Origin of the sequence: Paraburkholderia sp. SECH2, from assembly GCF_030464795.1 — a bacterium.
GTDB classification, from domain to species: Bacteria; Pseudomonadota; Gammaproteobacteria; order Burkholderiales; family Burkholderiaceae; genus Paraburkholderia; species Paraburkholderia aspalathi.
In genome coordinates, this window is record NZ_JALPRH010000010.1 from 175,742 (window position 1) to 191,837 (window position 16,096).

The following is a 16,096-nucleotide window of genomic DNA, read 5'->3' on the forward strand; positions in this document are numbered from 1 at the left end:
TTGCATTTGTGGCGAGGTAGATCGTTCCTTTGTCACCAGATAGAATCCGCCAACCCTATCAATCTGCCGGATTCGCCGGACTGCGCCTGATGACCGCTCACACCGTTCGTTTCAAACAAGTCGACGTGTTCACGTCGGTGCCGTTCAAAGGCAATCCGCTTGCAGTCGTGTTCGATGCCGATGCACTCGATGCCGATCAGATGCAGGCCATCGCGCACTGGACCAATCTTTCCGAAACGACCTTCCTGCTGAAGCCGACCGACCCGGCTGCCGACTATCGCGTGCGTATCTTCACGACGCATGGCGAATTGCCGTTCGCTGGTCATCCGACACTCGGCACCGCGCATGCGCTGCTCGAAAGCGGGTACCGGCCGAAACAGGCTGGCAAGCTGATCCAGCAATGCGGCGTGGGTCTCATCGAATTGAAGGCGCTGAAGGCGCCGGCTGAATCGACCGGTGAAGCACAGGAGACATGGGCATTCGCCGCCCCGCCTGCGCGCGTCACAGCGCTTCCCCAGGATCGGTACGCGGCGCTCACTATGGCTTTACGTAGCGATGCGATCGACTTCAGCGCGACGCCCTGCGCGGTCGACAATGGTGCGCCATGGCTCGTGGTACGCGTCAATTCAGCGCGCGATTGCCTCGCGCTCGAGCCCGATGCCGCCGCGCTCGCCGACCTCGTCCATGCGATGGACACCCACGGCCTTGCCGTCTATGGACCGCACGACGCTGACGGCCCGGCCACCTTCGAGGTACGGTGCCTGATGTCAGGCGGCCGCTTCGGTGTGGGCGAAGATCCGGTGACGGGCAGCGCGAATGCCGCACTCGCGGGCCTGCTGAGCGCCCAGCAATTGCGCCCCGGCGCACACTACACGGCCCGCCAAGGCACCGTGTTGGGCCGTGCCGGCAACGTTTCGGTGCACTACGACGACGACGCCGGCAAAACGTGGATCGGTGGGCCGTCGGTGACGATCGTCGACGGCACGTTCCGCTTGCCATGAACGGCGCAGCGCTCGATTGCGGGTTCGCGCGCGCCGGCCTGCTGCTGAGCGCCGGCCGTGTTTTGCCGCTTCAAGCCACGCTTAACAACAAAATGCCGCACCTTTTGCGCGATTAATGCGCCATGCATGACGAGAGGCCTGGCACACCTGAATTCCATATCCCGATGAAATATTCGAAAACAAGTGCCAGGCCGCAGCCCCATGGCTGGCTGCGCCGGCTGCGAATTCAGCCGGACCGCACGCCCTGTCGCGCCCGCGTATACCCGATGCGAGGACTCTTCCTTAATCCAGTGGCATTAAGTAATATCGAAACGTACCCGATGACCTGCGGATGGTCAGGCACGACGCCACGCTCCCTTCCCCTGCGCAGCAGTCCCGGCACCTTGGTCACCATGCAGCCACCCATGAAATTAGCGCAGTCAATGCTCGCGCAGTTGCAACTGGCCGGCACCAGGGAACGGGCCGCCCGATGAGCCAGTTCCGCTTCTCCGACCAGCGCGAAGCCAAACCCCGCCGCGACCCTGCTGTGTCGCGCCGTCGTGCCCTGCTCGCCATTCCGGCGCTCGGCGTGCTGGTGCTGATCCTGCTTTGGACTGTGATCTTCGCGCGCCTGTCGGTTGAAAAGGAAGCCACGAATCGCGAGGCGATGGCCTCTGCCGCGATTCTCTCCGCGGCGCTGGAGCAGCACACGGTCAAGGCAATTCACCAGGTCGACCAGATCACCCGCTTCGTCAAATACGAGTTCGAAAAAACGCCGAATCATTTCGATCTCTCCAGCACGGTGGAAAAAGGCGTGGTGCAAAGCGAGACGCTCGTGCAGGTGTCGCTGATCGACGAGCACGGCACGCTGATCGCCAACACGGCTGAACTCAATCCCAAACACATCGACCTGTCGGACCGCGAACACTTCAAGGTCCACGAACACGAAAACGACGACCAGTTGTATATCAGCAAGCCCGTGCTCGGCCGCGTATCCGGCCATTGGACCTTGCAGATGACACGGCGGCTGAATCATCCCGACGGCTCGTTCGCGGGCGTCGTGGTGGTCTCCGAAGACCCGAGCTATTTCACCAGCGACTTTTACAACAACGCGGCCATCGGCCGTGAAGGCGTGATCGCGGTGATCTCGGACAACGGCACGGTGCTCGCGCGCCGCACGGGCAGCGTCGACACCGCCAGCGGTTCGTTCTCGGCGAGCGGTTCGTATCCGACCTCGGAGCATGTGTCAGGCACCTACGTCGATTCGATCGACAACGTCACGCGTATCGTCTCCTACCGCCATATCGACGGCTATCCGCTCGGCGTGCTGGTCGGTCTGTCGCAAGCCGAAGAGTTCGCCGACTACAACCACACGCGCAACGTCTACCTGCTGATGGCCGGCTTCATCTCGCTTGCCATGCTGAGTTTCTTCGCGGTTGCCACCGGCTTGATTGGCAAGCTGCTCGGACGCGAACGCGAGATGACGCATCTGGTCGAGTACGATCTGCTGACCGGTCTGCGCAATCGCTATGCGACGCTGCAAACACTGCGGCACGACGTGGCGCAGCATTCCAATCTCGGGCGCCTCGCGATTCTTTTCATTGACCTGGACAACTTCAAGACCGTCAACGACACCCTAGGCCATAACGCCGGCGACATCGTGCTGCAAATGACGGCCTCGCGCCTCGCAACAGCGGTCGGCGACGGCGGTGCCTTGAGCCGCATCGGCGGTGACGAGTTCGTTGTGGTGATCAAGGGCGATGACGTCGAGAAGCGTGCCGTCACGCTCGCCGAAGCGGCAGCCGAAGCATTCTCCAAGCCTTTCGAAGTGCGCGGCAGCTCGTTCGTGTTGCACGCGAGTATCGGCATCGCGCTCTACTCGGTCGCCAACGAAAGCGAGATCGACCTGCTGAAAAAAGCCGACCTCGCGATGTACAGCGCGAAAGATGCGGGCAAGAACTGCTACCAGTTCTATTCGCCACAGTTGTCGCACCGCGCGGACCACTTGATGAAGTGGGAGCAACAACTGCGCGTCGCGCTCGCTGAAGGCCAGTTGTTCCTCGCCTATCAGCCGAAGATCGATCTGACGCGCCGCTGCATCACCGGTTTCGAAGCGCTGGTGCGCTGGAACCATCCGCAACACGGTTTGATCCCGGCCAACGAATTCATTCCGGTCGCCGAATCGACCGGTTTGATCGTGCCGATCGGCGACTTCGTGATCGAGACCGCGTGCCGCCAACTGGCGTTGTGGCAGCAACAGGGCTACGACACGCTCTCGCTCGCGGTGAACATCTCCGCGGTCCAGTTCTGGCGCGGCGATCTGTACGAAACCATCTCGCACGCGATCGAGGAAAGCGGCATCTCCGCGCGCCGCCTCGAACTCGAAATCACCGAGACGGCGATGATGGAATATCCCGAACTCGTGTCGGAGAAAATCTTCGCGTTGAAACGCCTCGGCGTGCGCATCGCGCTCGACGACTTCGGCACAGGCTATTCGTCGCTGTCCTACCTGAACCGCTTCTCGGTCGACACGCTGAAGGTGGACCGCTCGTTCGTCCAGGCGATTCCCGGCGACCGCAGTGTCTGCGTGATGGTCACCGCGATCGTCAACCTGGCGCGTTCGCTCGGACTCACGGTGGTGGTCGAAGGCACGGAGACCGAAGAGCAGATTGCGTGGCTCGCCGCGCTCGGCCATATCGAGGCGCAGGGCTTCCTGTTCTCGCGTCCGGTGCCGGTCGAAGCGATTCCGGCGCTGCTCGAACGCTTCGGCGTATGCGGTATGAAGGGTCATCGCCACGTGCACGATGTCGACAGTACCAGCAGCGTGTCCAGCACGAGCACCAATAGCTGAATGCGGCCCGGCGGTGGCGCGCCAGTCGCACACAAGCGCGCCGCGTGCAGCCTGTAAGCGTATGTGCCGCAGCCCCACGCTTATCCAACCGCTGCTTCGCAAAACCGGCTACATTCACGCTGTAATGCATCACAGCGCGATGCCGTCTGCGAGCCGCGCCAATACACACACAACAATGATCTCAGAGGGCGGGCCGCCCGAATGCGGGGGCCCGCGTCGCCATGCAGTCGATCACGAGCCAGGATGCCGCTAGGCGAGGGAAACGGGAACCGCTATGGACGCTGTTCCGGGTCGTGTTCGGCCTGTCAGCGCTGTCGTGGGGCGGTCTCGCTCTGATGGCACAACTCGAAAACCACTACGTAGAACGCGAGGGGCGGCTCTCGCGCGTGGCGTTTTCCGATCTGATCGCGCTTGCCTGGATGGTGCCGGGACCGGTGGGCTGCAATGTCGCCGTGCAACTGGGACATGCGCTGCGTGGACGCACCGGCGCCTGGGTGGCGGGCGTCGCCAGCGTGCTGCCCTTTTTCATTCTGATGACGCTATTCGCGATCTTCTATCGCACGCCGCTCGTGCGCGCCGCTGCTTCCCAAACCCTGCTCAATCACTTCAGCGTGGTGCTGGCCACGCTGATCGCGATCACCTGGTACAAACAGACGCGCGCGCTGGTACGCGGCAAGCTCGAATGGATCGCGGCGGTGCTCGGTTGTGTGGCGCTTTTCTATGCACGCAGTCCAGCGGCCTATGTGTTGATGCTCGGCGCAGCCTTCGGCACCGGTTGGTTCGTCAGCCCGGTTCGCAATACTCGCATCGTGCTGTCGATCGGTCGCGGGGACTGGCAGATGCTGGCCGCATTGAGCGTGTTGCTGGTGTTGTTTGCCCTGCCGTTGCCGCATCGCTATGAACTGGCGCTGCTGTGGCCGCGGCTGGCCGGCGCCGGCATGACCTTGTTCGGTGGTGGCTTCTCGGCGTTGCCGGTACTTAAGACATTGTTCGTCACGCCGGCGATCGGCGTGTCGGATAACGACTTCACCTTGGCGTTTTCGCTCTCCCCGTTGTCGCCGGGACCGCTGCTGAATGTGGTGCCGTTCTTCGGCTATCTGGTGGATGGCTGGGTGGGCGCGCTGATTGCTACGCTCGCGCTTTTTGTGCCGTCTGGCTGCCTCGTCGTGCTGGCGCAGCGGCATCTGCATCAGTTGAAGGCCAATCCGCGTTTCGAGCACGGCATGCGGATCTTGCGCGCGGTCACCACCGCGTTTCTGGCGGTGGCCGTGCTGCGCATCGCGGTGCATGTGCCGTTTAAACCGGTGTATCTGGTGACGGCGCTGTTCTCCGGCATGTGCTTCGCAAAGCTCAAGGTGCCGGTGTACGCGGTGTACGGAACCGTGGCGGCCGCATGTGGGTTGTGGCTTGCCTACGGCGCCATGCAGTAGGCGGGCCGGGCGTCAGAACCCGCGTGACAACACCGCTACGCCGATCGTCACCACGCCCAGCACGATATTCACCAGCACCAGACGCCGAATCGTACCGACTGCCTGCGCGCCATCCGGCCACTTCTGCGCCTGCACCGCACGGCGAATGCGCGGGAACACGGCGAAACGAATGTGCCCGAAGATCAGCATCATCACGATGCCGAGGCCGGCCATGGCATGCAACGGCCACGTGGCGTGACCACCGCCGAATTGCATCAGCAGGAAGCCGCCCGTGAGGAGAATCACCAGCACGGCTGCGGCGACCCAGTTGAAGAAGCGGCTGAACACCGATTCCCACAAAGGCAAGCGTAGTTGCGGCGAAAGATCGGCAATGGCCGGGCGCAGACAGAAATGCGCGAATACCATCCCACCCACCCACACGGCGACTGCGAGCAGATGCAAAAAGAGTGCGAGTTCGACAGCTTTGTTCATAATTGTTTTCCTCTCCCGATGACGCCACACCGCTTATGACGAGTGATATTTATAGCGGCTATTGAGCGCATTCGACCGCGCGCTATGCGCTCAGTTCCATGTACTGGCTGCGTCTTGACATTCTTTGTAGTTGTTATTGCAGCGCGCCCGATACCGCGACGGTGCTGCACCCCGGAATTTTGCTGCGTGCGGCGTGTGCTTCAAGGTGCGCGTTGTTGCTGTTTGCACTTTAAAGCACACGCCGCGTTCATGCCTGGTTCTACCTACTTCCAGCGACGACCTGCTAGCTACTAACTACTAGCTACGATTACGCAGCGAGTACCGGACGCATACTGTCGAGCTTCATCTTGCTCTCAGGCGCACGCCCCTTGCGCGCCCGCTTGCCGATGTGCGGCGTGAGCGTGGCGCCGCTCAGCTTCTCTTCGTCGACACGACCGCCGCGACGCGTGCCGATCAACACCACGCCCGCCTTGTTGATGGACAGCGCCTGCACCAGCGTTTCCTTGTCGTCGAGCGCCATCAGCGTGACGCCGCGTCCGCCACCCGAGAGCGTCTTCATTTCGTCGAGACCGAACACCAGCAGGCGTCCACCCGAAGACAGACACGCGATATGCGTCGCATCCGGCAGCATCGGCATCGGCGCGAGCGGTGCAGCGCCAGCGTCGATCGTCATGAACGACTTGCCCGCCTTCACGCGGCTCACCATATCGCCGACCTTGGCGACAAAGCCGAAGCCGTTGCTCGACGCAAGCAGCAATGCCTGATCTGCGGACGCCGCGTAGTAATGCATCAGATGGCTACCCGATTCGAGTTCGATCAGCGACGTAACCGGCACGCCATCACCCCGTCCGCCCGGCAGCATCGCCACCGCCACCGAATAGACGCGGCCATTGCTGCCCCACGCGACCAGCGTATCCGGCGTGCGGCACTGGAACGCTGCGTAGAGGCCGTCACCGGCCTTGAACGTGAAGCCGGCCACATCCAGGCCGTGGCCCTTCAGCGCGCGGACCCAGCCCTTCTGCGACACCACTACCGTCACCGGCTCGTCGACCACGCGTGCTTCGAACGTAGCGCGCTTTTCCTGCTGGATCAGCGTGCGGCGCTCGTCGCCGTATTGCTTCGCGTCGCCTTCGATTTCCTTGATGAGCAGACGCTTCATCGCGGTTTCGCTGCCGAGCAGTTCTTCGAGCTTGGCCTTCTCGTCGCGCAGTTCGGACAGTTCCTTCTCGATCTTGATCTTCTCGAGACGCGCCAACTGACGCAGGCGGATTTCGAGAATGTCTTCGGTCTGGCGGTCCGACAAGCCGAATGCGGCCATCAGTGCGACCTTCGGCTCATCCGATTCGCGGATGATGCGAATGACTTCGTCAATATTCAAGAAGACGATCATCCGGCCTTCAAGAATATGGATCCGGTCGTCGACCTTGCTCAAGCGATGACGAGTACGGCGCGTAACCGTCGCGAAGCGGAACGCGATCCACTCGTGGATGATCTCGCTCAAGCCCTTCTGACGCGGCCGGCCATCGCCGCCCACCATCACCATATTGAGCGATGCATTCGACTCGAGACTCGTATGGGCGAGCAACGTGTTGACGAAGTCGGTTTGATCGATGCGGCTCGACTTCGGCTCGAACACGAGACGCACCGGTGAGTCCCGGCCCGACTCGTCGCGCACGGCATCGAGCAGCGCGAGCATGGTCTGCTTGGTCTGCAACTGCTCGGGCGTAAGCGCCTTCTTGCCGAGCTTGATCTTCGGGTTGGTCTGCTCTTCGATTTCTTCGAGCACCTTCTGCGCGGCCGTGTTCGGCGGCAGTTCGGTAATCACGAGCTGCCACTGGCCGCGCGCGAGCTCTTCGATCTTCCAGCGGGCGCGCACCTTCAGGCTGCCGCGGCCGGTTTCGTAGGCCGCGGAAATCTCGGCGTCGCTCGAAATGATCTGGCCGCCGCCCGGGAAGTCCGGCCCGGCGATGTGTTGCATCAACTCGGCGTGCTCGATCTTCGGATTGCGGATCATCGCGACCGCAGCCGCTGCGACTTCGCGCAGATTGTGCGACGGGATTTCCGTGGCGAGACCCACGGCAATGCCGGATGCACCATTCAGCAACACGAACGGCAAGCGCGCGGGCAACAGCCTCGGCTCTTCGAACTCGCCGTCGTAGTTCTTCATGAAGTCGACCGTGCCCTGGTCGATCTCGTCGAGCAGCAGCTTCGCGATCGGCGTCAGGCGCGCTTCGGTGTAGCGCATGGCCGCTGCGCCGTCGCCGTCACGCGAACCGAAGTTGCCCTGGCCGTCGATCAGCGGATAGCGCATCGAAAAATCTTGCGCGAGACGCACCAGCGCGTCGTACGCCGACTGGTCGCCGTGCGGATGGTACTTACCCAGCACATCGCCGACCACGCGCGCCGACTTGACGGGCTTGGCGTTATCGCCAAGGCCCATGTCGTTCATGGCGAACAGGATGCGGCGCTGCACCGGCTTCTGGCCGTCGCATACGTCAGGCAGCGCGCGCCCCTTGACCACGCTCACCGCGTAGTCGAGGTACTGGCGTTCCGCGTAGTTGCCGAGCGTCAGGAAGTCGCCCTCCGGGGGCGGCGGCTCGGTGAAAAGGTCGAGAGTGTTATCGTCGTCCATCTAGATTCCGTATCCGTGTTTGGCGTGAAGTTTCGTGCGAAGGCAGAGCGTTGTTAAGAACGCCCGCTCAGATATCCGCTTCCACTTCGTTGCCCTTTTCTTCCAGCCAGCTGCGCCGTGACGCCGCTTCACCCTTGCCCATCAGCATCGTCATACGCGCCACCGTGGCGTCATAGTCGAGTTCGCCGAGCGCCACCGGCGTCAGTCTCCGCGTGTCAGGGTTCATCGTGGTGTCCCACAGCTGCTCCGCGCTCATTTCGCCCAGGCCTTTGAAGCGGCTGATGGACCATTGCGTATCGCGTACGCCGTCTTTGCGCAGCTTGTCGAGGATCGCTTCGAGTTCGCCTTCGTCGAGCGCGTAGAGCTTCTGCGCCGGCTTCTTGCCGCGCGCGGGTGCATCGACCCGGAACAGCGGCGGACGCGCCACGCACACATGCCCACGCTCGATCAGCTGCGGGAAATGTTTGAAGAACAGCGTGAGCAGCAACACCTGGATGTGCGAACCGTCGACGTCAGCGTCCGACAAGATGCAGATCTTGCCGTAACGCAAATTCGACAGATCGACCTTGTCGTCCGGGCTATGCGGATCGACGCCGATCGCCACCGAAATGTCGTGCACTTCGTTGTTGGCGAACAGGCGGTCGCGCTCGGTTTCCCACGTGTTCAGCACCTTGCCGCGCAGCGGCAGGATCGCCTGGTATTCCTTGTCTCGGCCCATTTTCGCCGAACCGCCCGCCGAGTCGCCCTCGACGAGGAACAGTTCGTTGCGGCCGATTTCCGTCGATTCGCAGTCGGTCAGCTTGCCCGGCAGCACCGCCACGCCCGAGCTCTTACGCTTCTCGACCTTCTGGCCGGCGCGCGTACGCGCCTGGGCCTGTTTGATGACGAGGTCCGCGAGCTTCTTGCCGTGCTCGACGTGCTGGTTCAGCCACAGCTCCAAAGCCGGACGCGAGAACGACGACACCAGCTTGACCGCATCGCGGCTATTCAGGCGCTCCTTGATCTGCCCTTGGAATTGCGGATCGAGCACCTTCGCCGACAGCACGAACGACACGCGCGCGAACACGTCTTCCGCCAGCAGCTTCACGCCCTTCGGCTGCAGGTTATGCAACTCGACAAAGCTCTTCACCGCCTGGAACAGACCGTCGCGCAAGCCGGATTCGTGCGTGCCGCCCGCAGGCGTCGGAATCAGATTGACGTACGACTCGCGCATCAGCGTGCCTTCTTCGCTCCACGCGACGACCCATGAGGCGCCTTCGCCTTCGGCAAACGTCTCTTCGCTCGCACGCGAGTTTTCGACATAGCGCTCGCCTTCGAACAGCGGGATCAGCAGATCGCTGCCGTTCATGCCTTCGAGCAAATAGCCGCGCAGACCGTCATCGTATTTCCAGGTTTGCGTTTCGCCGGTTTTCTCGTTGATCAGCGTGACTTCGACGCCCGGCAACAGCACCGCCTTCGAGCGCAGCAGACGCTGCAATTCGCCCAGCGGCAGGTTCGGTGAATCGAAGTACTTCGGATTGGCCCACGCGGTAACGCGCGTGCCCGACTTCTTATCGCCTTTGGTCGCGGGGCGTACTTCAAGCTGCTTGGCGACGTCGCCGTTGGCAAAACTCAGCTCGGCGATTTTGCCGTCGCGCCATACGGTGACGTCTAGGCGGGTGGACAGCGCGTTGGTGACCGACACGCCGACGCCGTGCAGGCCGCCCGAGAACGTGTACGCGCCGCCGGCGGCTTTATCGAACTTGCCGCCTGCGTGCAGGCGCGTGAAAACGATTTCGACAACCGGCACGCCTTCTTCCGGATGCAGGCCGAACGGAATGCCGCGGCCGTCGTCTTCGACCGAGACCGAATGGTCTGTGTGCAGCGTGACCGTGATTTGCCGGCCGTGGCCGCCAAGGGCCTCGTCCGACGCGTTGTCGATAACTTCCTGAATGATGTGCAGCGGGTTTTCGGTGCGGGTGTACATCCCGGGCCGTTGCTTGACCGGCTCCAGGCCCTTCAACACCTTGATCGACGCTTCGCTATACGCGGCGTTTGGCTTTTTCGTAGACATGGTTGACTCGGGTGCGTCGGTTCATCGTTGTCCACAGGTCCTGTGGACAGGTCCGTGGACAATGCGTTGAGTTTTCAAAAAAAGCGAAACGAAACAACGGGGTTAGGTGGGGTGCCCGCAGTGCGGGCAACGCGTTTTATCGCCTGGCTTCTCATGGGCGCGCTCGACGGCGGTTCGATGCGGGCTCACTCAACAGCCCGGCAACGGCCAGCCGGTGCGAACGCCGGGGAAGCCTGTTCGCGGGGTATTTTACTGATTTCGATACGGGCGGCAATTCACGTGGTGCGGGATTAGCCGTTTGGATAAGGCGCGACGCACGACTTCGGCCAATTGTGCGACCGCGATGAAACCGCTACGGGACCGTAAAAAACTGCGACGGGCCCGCTGCGCAGCCGCGCCCCCCGTCCTCTGCATGAATTCGGCGCAACCTCGAATCACGCCGCCCCCGTGTATCACTTGCGCTTGTTTTCCAGCTCGTCCCAGCGTTCCAGCGCGATCAGCAGCTCCTCGTCGATCGCGGCGTAGCGCTCGGTCAGACGCGTGCCTTCCTGAGCGTCTTTCGCGAAGACCGAACCGTCTTCGAGTTGGGCACCGATGGTTTTCTGCTCCGCTTCGAGCGCGGCAATTTTCGCCGGCAACGCCTCGAGCTCGCGCTGGTCCTTGAACGACAGCTTGGCCGCGCGCTGCGTATTACGGCCCGCGCTGGCTGCGCCGCTGTCTTTCGACGCCACTTCTTTAGCCGCTTCTTTCTGCGCGTCCTGCGCCATCTGTTGCGAACGGTCGCGCTGAATCTGCCAGTCCGTAAAGCCACCGACGTACTCGCGCCACTTGCCGCCGCCTTCCGACGCGATCACCGAGGTCGCGACGTTATCGAGAAACGCGCGATCGTGGCTGACCAGCAGCACGGTGCCGTCGTATTCGGTGAGCAGTTCTTCGAGAAGTTCGAGCGTCGGGATGTCGAGGTCGTTGGTCGGTTCGTCGAGCACTAGCACGTTGGCCGGCCGCGCGAACAGACGCGCCAGCAGCAGGCGATTGCGCTCGCCGCCCGACAGCGACTTAACCGGCGACCGCGCGCGTTCCGGTGCGAACAGGAAGTCGCCGAGATAGCTCATCACGTGCTTCTTCTGGCCGTTGACTTCGACCCACTCGCTACCCGGGCTGATCGTATCGGCCAGGCTCTTGTCCAGATCGAGCTGCGCGCGCATCTGGTCGAAGTACGCAACCTGCAGATTGGTGCCGATGCGCACCGTGCCTTCGTCCGGCGGCAACTCGCCGAGGATCATCTTCAGCAAAGTGGTCTTGCCCGCACCGTTCGGACCGACAAAGCCGATCTTGTCGCCGCGCATCACCGTGGCCGTGAACGTATCGACCACCGTGCGCGAACCGTAGCGCTTGGTGACGTCGGTCAGCTCGGCGACGATCTTGCCGGACTTCTCACCCTGACCCACGTCGAGCTTGACGTTGCCCTGAACGTTGCGGCGTTCGGCGCGCTCGTTGCGCATCTGCACGAGCCGCGCGATCCGGCCGACGCTGCGCGTGCGGCGTGCTTCCACGCCCTTGCGAATCCACACTTCCTCTTGTGCGAGCAGCTTGTCGAACTTGGCCGCTTCCACTTGCTCGACTTCAAGCTGCTGCGCCTTCCTAGTTTGATAGGCGCTGAAATTGCCCGGATACGACAGCAGACGCCCGCGATCCAGCTCGACGATGCGCGTGGCCACACGGTCGAGAAACGCGCGATCGTGGGTGATGAAGAGCAAACCCGCGCGCAGCGAAACCAGCAGTTCCTCGAGCCAGCGGATGCCGTCGAAGTCCAGGTGGTTGGTCGGCTCGTCGAGCAGCAGCACGTCCGGCTGCACGACCAGTGCGCGCGCCAGCGCGACGCGTTTTTGCATCCCGCCCGACAGCGAACCGACCCGCGCCTCGCCATTCAAACCGATCTGCTGCAGCGTGGTGGCCACGCGCGTGCTCCAGTTCCAGGCGTCCGAATGGTCGAGCGCCGATTGCAGCGTGTTCATGCGCGACATCAGCGCGTCGTGCTCCGGGCCCTCCGGCTCGTCGGCGAGCTGGTTGGCGACCGCGTCGTATTGATCCAGCAGATCGCGGGCGTGGGTCAGACCGGCGGCCACCGCTTCGAACACCGTGTCGTCCGTGTCGAACTCTGGCTCTTGCGGCACGTAGACCGACGTCAGACCCTGTTGGCGCGTGACGAGGCCGTCGTCCGGCTTGGTCAGATCGGCGACGATTTTCAGCAGCGACGACTTGCCCGCGCCGTTACGGCCGATCAGCCCAACGCGCTCGCCCACTTCGAGAGAGAAATCCGCGTGATCGAGCAACGCGACGTGACCGAACGCCAGTTGGGCCCCGGTAATGGTGTAAAGCGACATGGAGAATTGGAGAAGACAGCGATGAGTCGGAACTGCTCATTGTACCGGGCGCGCGAGCGGGTGCCTGTCTGCCTGAAGAGATAGGCCGAATGACCGGCTTGCAAAATGGGGAAGAACCGAACGCAAGCCCGATGCAGACCGGATGCGCCTGGATTCAAGCCCTGCGCAAGCCAGGAGATAAAACGGAACAACGCGGCCGGACGGCGCTCGCGCTCGTCCAGCCGTCTCACCTGTGACGTTACTTCACGTGCACCGTGATCGTTTTGCTCATTTCGGGGCCATACGAACGATGCGCGCCGTCACCGAATTGCAGCGTCAGCGTGTGGTCGCCCGGCGGCAGCGTCAGATCGGTTTCAGTCTGGCCTTTGCCGAAGTGAAGCGATTTGTCGGTGGCGGGAATCACTTCGCCCTTGGGAAGCGGCTTGCCGTCGATCAACAGATGATGATGGCCCGTGCCTTCCGTCATCGTGCCGGCCGGCGCGATCTTCATGCCGTCGACGCCGAACACCACGTGCACCGGATTGGTGACGGTCGCGCCGTCCGCCGGTTGCACGAAAGACACGCCAGCGGCCTGCGCCGCGCCCGATACCGCGAGCAACCCGGCCAGTACAGTTCCGGCCAACCATTTGTTTTTGAACATCGTTTTTCTCCTTTTTGGGAAACGAGAGTCATGCGCGGGCCATGCGGGCGTCGATCGCGGTTCCAGTTACCTGAGACCGATCGTCGCAATGCATGCCAGGCGCCCGGCGCGCCTGTCCAAACGACTAGCTGCGGATCAAAGCATACACGCTGTGTATGACGGGTCCGTCACGCGGGCCCGGACATGTCTCAGGCACTTTGCGGCGATGCCGCATGGGTAAATATCTGTCCAATTGACAAATTCCGGTAATATTGCGGATCGCCGCCATGCCCAAAAAAGGGGCAGATTTGGCGGATCAATGCACCGAACCAAAGAAGAGTACGTCGTGAGCGAAGTAATTGAACTGATTGAATATAAGAGCTGGGTCTGCCTGATTTGCGGCTGGATCTACAACGAAGAAGAAGGCCTTCCCGAAGAAGGTATCGCCCCGGGCACGCGCTTCGCCGCGATTCCGGACGACTGGCGCTGCCCGCTGTGCGATGTCAGCAAGGCGGAGTTTGCGGTGGTGGAATTCTGAGCGAGGTTGGTTGAGCGGGGGTGCGCTGCTTGATGTAGTGCGCCGGGCGGTTCGTGCGGCCCAGTGGGTGATGCCCGCTGGGCCGTTTGCATTGTGGGACGGGGTTTGCGGCGCTCCTCGTTGGTAGGCGTGTTTGATGTGCTCTGCGCTCGCTGGTGGATTTGGACTCGCCTGGTCCTTGCCTAGAGTTGTTTGTCGTTTGTCGGCGGGATTGCAGCGGTTGTTGTGGTTCGGTCCTCTCCCCGTAGTTCAGGGGGTGGAATGACAGGCGCAAGGCCCGTCAGATATGGACTCATGCTATTGCTGTAGCAGATCTGTAGCAAGCGAGACTTCCCCTCTTGGCTCATTGCGCCGACTATCGCGCAGTCCCGACTCGCACGCGTTCATCCGACGACAATCAGCCAACTTCAGAAGTTCGCTTACGTCGCGCAAACGGCCGCTTCCCGTCAACCCTGCCCTCGAGAACGCGGCGTCCTTTGTCTGATGTCACGCTCGCGTATCCGTTTGGCGCGCATGCCAAGGTGTCATCCTCCCGCGCCATTTTTTTGCAACGCGAATCTGCCGCACGTCACCAAGTTTGGCAGCGAGGTTGCCGGCTGCCGATAATTGCGGTCGTCTTCAACGGTGTTATCTTCCGGTCAAAATTAGTCACTATTTTGCGCGTAACATAGGCACGTTGATCGGACCCCGACACCGCGCTTACCGCCCTGGAGACGCAGACATGCGACTTGCCGACTTTATCTCGCGAGACATGGAGCCGATTCTGGTTCAATGGGAGGCATTCGCGACGACTCTCCTGCCGGCGGCGGCAGACATGGAATCGTTGGGGTTACGCGACCACGCGCAGCAAATCCTGCACGCCGTGGCAAAGGACTTGCAAACTTCGCAAACTAGAGAAGCCCAACGCGAAAAATCACTAGGCCGCGGCCCCAGCCTGATCCATGCGACCGAAACAGCCTCGCAAACACATGCCCTTCTGAGGGCACGGGCCGGTTTCAATATCAAACAGCTCGCCGCGGAATATCGTGCGCTGCGGGCAAGTGTGCTTCGCTTGTGGATGGACGATTGCCAACCTGAAACACCTGATCTGGACGACGTCATTCGCTTCAATGAAGCGATCGATCAGGCACTTGCCGAATCGGTCGCCGTTTTCAGTGCGCAGGTCGAGCAGAGCCGTAACCTCCTGCTTGGCATGTTGGGGCACGACATGCGCAGCCCTCTACAGGCGATTCAGATGACTGCATCGTATCTGGAAGCACTGAATGCTGGGGCGCGGGTATCGGAAGCCGCCGCCCGTCTGATCCGTAGCGGGGCCCGGATTCAAACGTTGCTTGACGACCTGACCGATTTTAATCGGACCAAATTGGGCTTGGGCATCAACGTCACACCCACGAGTGTCAATTTGGCAAACGTGCTTGCCGATGAGCTCGACGAGTTGCGTGCAGTTCATCCTGACAGGCAGATTGAACTGCGCGTGAGTGGTAATTTACAGGGACTATGGGACGGCCCGCGCCTGCTGCAATTGCTTGGAAATCTTGTACTCAATGCCATCAAGTACGGGGCACCAGACACTCCGGTGCTCGTGACGGTAACGGGCGGAGTAACGCATGTCCGTATCGACGTCAGCAACTCCGGACCTTCCATCGAGCGCGCAACGCTAACGCGCATCTTCGATCCCCTGATGCGGGGGCCGGACCAGCAGAGTAGATACGACTGCACTGGTAGCCTCGGCTTGGGACTTTTTATTGCAAGCGAAATCGCCAAGGCCCATCACGGCGCGATCGAAGCGCGGTCCGACGAGACGGAGACCTCATTTTCAGTGTCTCTCCCGCGTGAGGACGGAGCCATAACGACGCGTTGACGGTCGCCCACTGCGAGGTGGAGTGATCCACTCGCCAACGGCTGTTGCCGGCACATGCTGCGTGGAAAGCCTTCATTCATGCGTCGAGTCGAAATGGCGCCTGTGGATCGACCTGAGCAGTTCAAAGCAAAGTAACTTTGCTGGGTCTTCTCGGACTGAGATAGTTCAGGGGGTGGAATGACAGGCGCAACGCCCGTCAGATATGGATTGCCATCGTCCGCAAAAGGCAGAGCTACAGCCGTTCACGAGCAGTCTGCTGACGGCCGTTGTGGGTCGG

Annotated in this window: 11 protein-coding genes; 6 read left to right on the top strand and 5 right to left on the bottom strand. The window is 61.8% G+C overall.

What is annotated here, in order from left to right:
- The first annotated feature begins 89 nt into the window (after positions 1-89).
- The 3 genes from M0D66_RS18845 (at position 90) to M0D66_RS18855 (ending at position 5,261) form a co-directional block, all read left to right on the top strand.
- Positions 90-1,001: a PhzF family phenazine biosynthesis protein gene (locus M0D66_RS18845; protein WP_093639338.1), complete on the top strand. Its 912-nt coding sequence runs from the start codon at positions 90-92 to the stop codon at positions 999-1,001.
- Between the two features lie 469 nt (positions 1,002-1,470).
- On the top strand, positions 1,471-3,831 hold the full coding sequence (locus M0D66_RS18850; protein WP_093639335.1) for an EAL domain-containing protein: 2,361 nt from the start codon (positions 1,471-1,473) through the stop codon (positions 3,829-3,831).
- A 221-nt stretch (positions 3,832-4,052) separates the two neighbouring features.
- Positions 4,053-5,261, top strand: a complete 1,209-nt coding sequence (locus M0D66_RS18855; RefSeq protein WP_200619806.1) for a chromate transporter — start codon at positions 4,053-4,055, stop codon at positions 5,259-5,261.
- A gap of 12 nt (positions 5,262-5,273) precedes the next feature.
- Here the strand turns inward: M0D66_RS18855 and M0D66_RS18860 are convergent, their stop codons facing one another.
- The 4 genes from M0D66_RS18860 to M0D66_RS18875 form a co-directional block, all read right to left on the bottom strand.
- Positions 5,274-5,732: a CopD family protein gene (locus tag M0D66_RS18860; RefSeq protein ID WP_054035038.1), complete on the bottom strand. Its 459-nt coding sequence runs from the start codon at positions 5,730-5,732 to the stop codon at positions 5,274-5,276.
- 307 nt (positions 5,733-6,039) lie between these two features.
- Positions 6,040-8,364 (bottom strand): DNA topoisomerase IV subunit A, encoded by a 2,325-nt coding sequence (gene parC / locus M0D66_RS18865; RefSeq protein WP_266211112.1) that lies wholly within the window; start codon positions 8,362-8,364, stop codon positions 6,040-6,042.
- 67 nt (positions 8,365-8,431) lie between these two features.
- The gene (locus tag M0D66_RS18870) at positions 8,432-10,417 is read right to left on the bottom strand and encodes a DNA topoisomerase IV subunit B (RefSeq protein WP_266211113.1); all 1,986 of its coding nucleotides are present in this window, start codon (positions 10,415-10,417) and stop codon (positions 8,432-8,434) included.
- A 452-nt stretch (positions 10,418-10,869) separates the two neighbouring features.
- The gene (locus M0D66_RS18875) at positions 10,870-12,801 is read right to left on the bottom strand and encodes an ATP-binding cassette domain-containing protein (protein WP_266211114.1); all 1,932 of its coding nucleotides are present in this window, start codon (positions 12,799-12,801) and stop codon (positions 10,870-10,872) included.
- Between the two features lie 89 nt (positions 12,802-12,890).
- Between M0D66_RS18875 and M0D66_RS18880 the strand changes: the two genes are divergently transcribed.
- Positions 12,891-13,037, top strand: a complete 147-nt coding sequence (locus M0D66_RS18880) for a hypothetical protein (protein ID WP_211704168.1) — start codon at positions 12,891-12,893, stop codon at positions 13,035-13,037.
- A 2-nt stretch (positions 13,038-13,039) separates the two neighbouring features.
- On the opposite strand, the gene M0D66_RS18885 is transcribed toward M0D66_RS18880, so the two are convergent.
- Complete coding sequence (locus M0D66_RS18885) at positions 13,040-13,441, bottom strand: DUF4399 domain-containing protein (protein ID WP_054035043.1); 402 nt, start codon at positions 13,439-13,441, stop codon at positions 13,040-13,042.
- A 325-nt stretch (positions 13,442-13,766) separates the two neighbouring features.
- Here M0D66_RS18885 and M0D66_RS18890 point away from each other — a divergent pair, with 325 nt between their 5' ends.
- Together M0D66_RS18890 and M0D66_RS18895 are read left to right on the top strand one after the other, a co-directional pair.
- Positions 13,767-13,958, top strand: coding sequence for a rubredoxin (locus tag M0D66_RS18890; RefSeq protein ID WP_093639713.1), 192 nt, complete (start codon positions 13,767-13,769; stop codon positions 13,956-13,958).
- Positions 13,959-14,679: 721 nt separating this feature from the next.
- Positions 14,680-15,819 (top strand): sensor histidine kinase KdpD, encoded by a 1,140-nt coding sequence (locus tag M0D66_RS18895; protein WP_266211115.1) that lies wholly within the window; start codon positions 14,680-14,682, stop codon positions 15,817-15,819.
- Positions 15,820-16,096 lie beyond the last annotated feature (277 nt).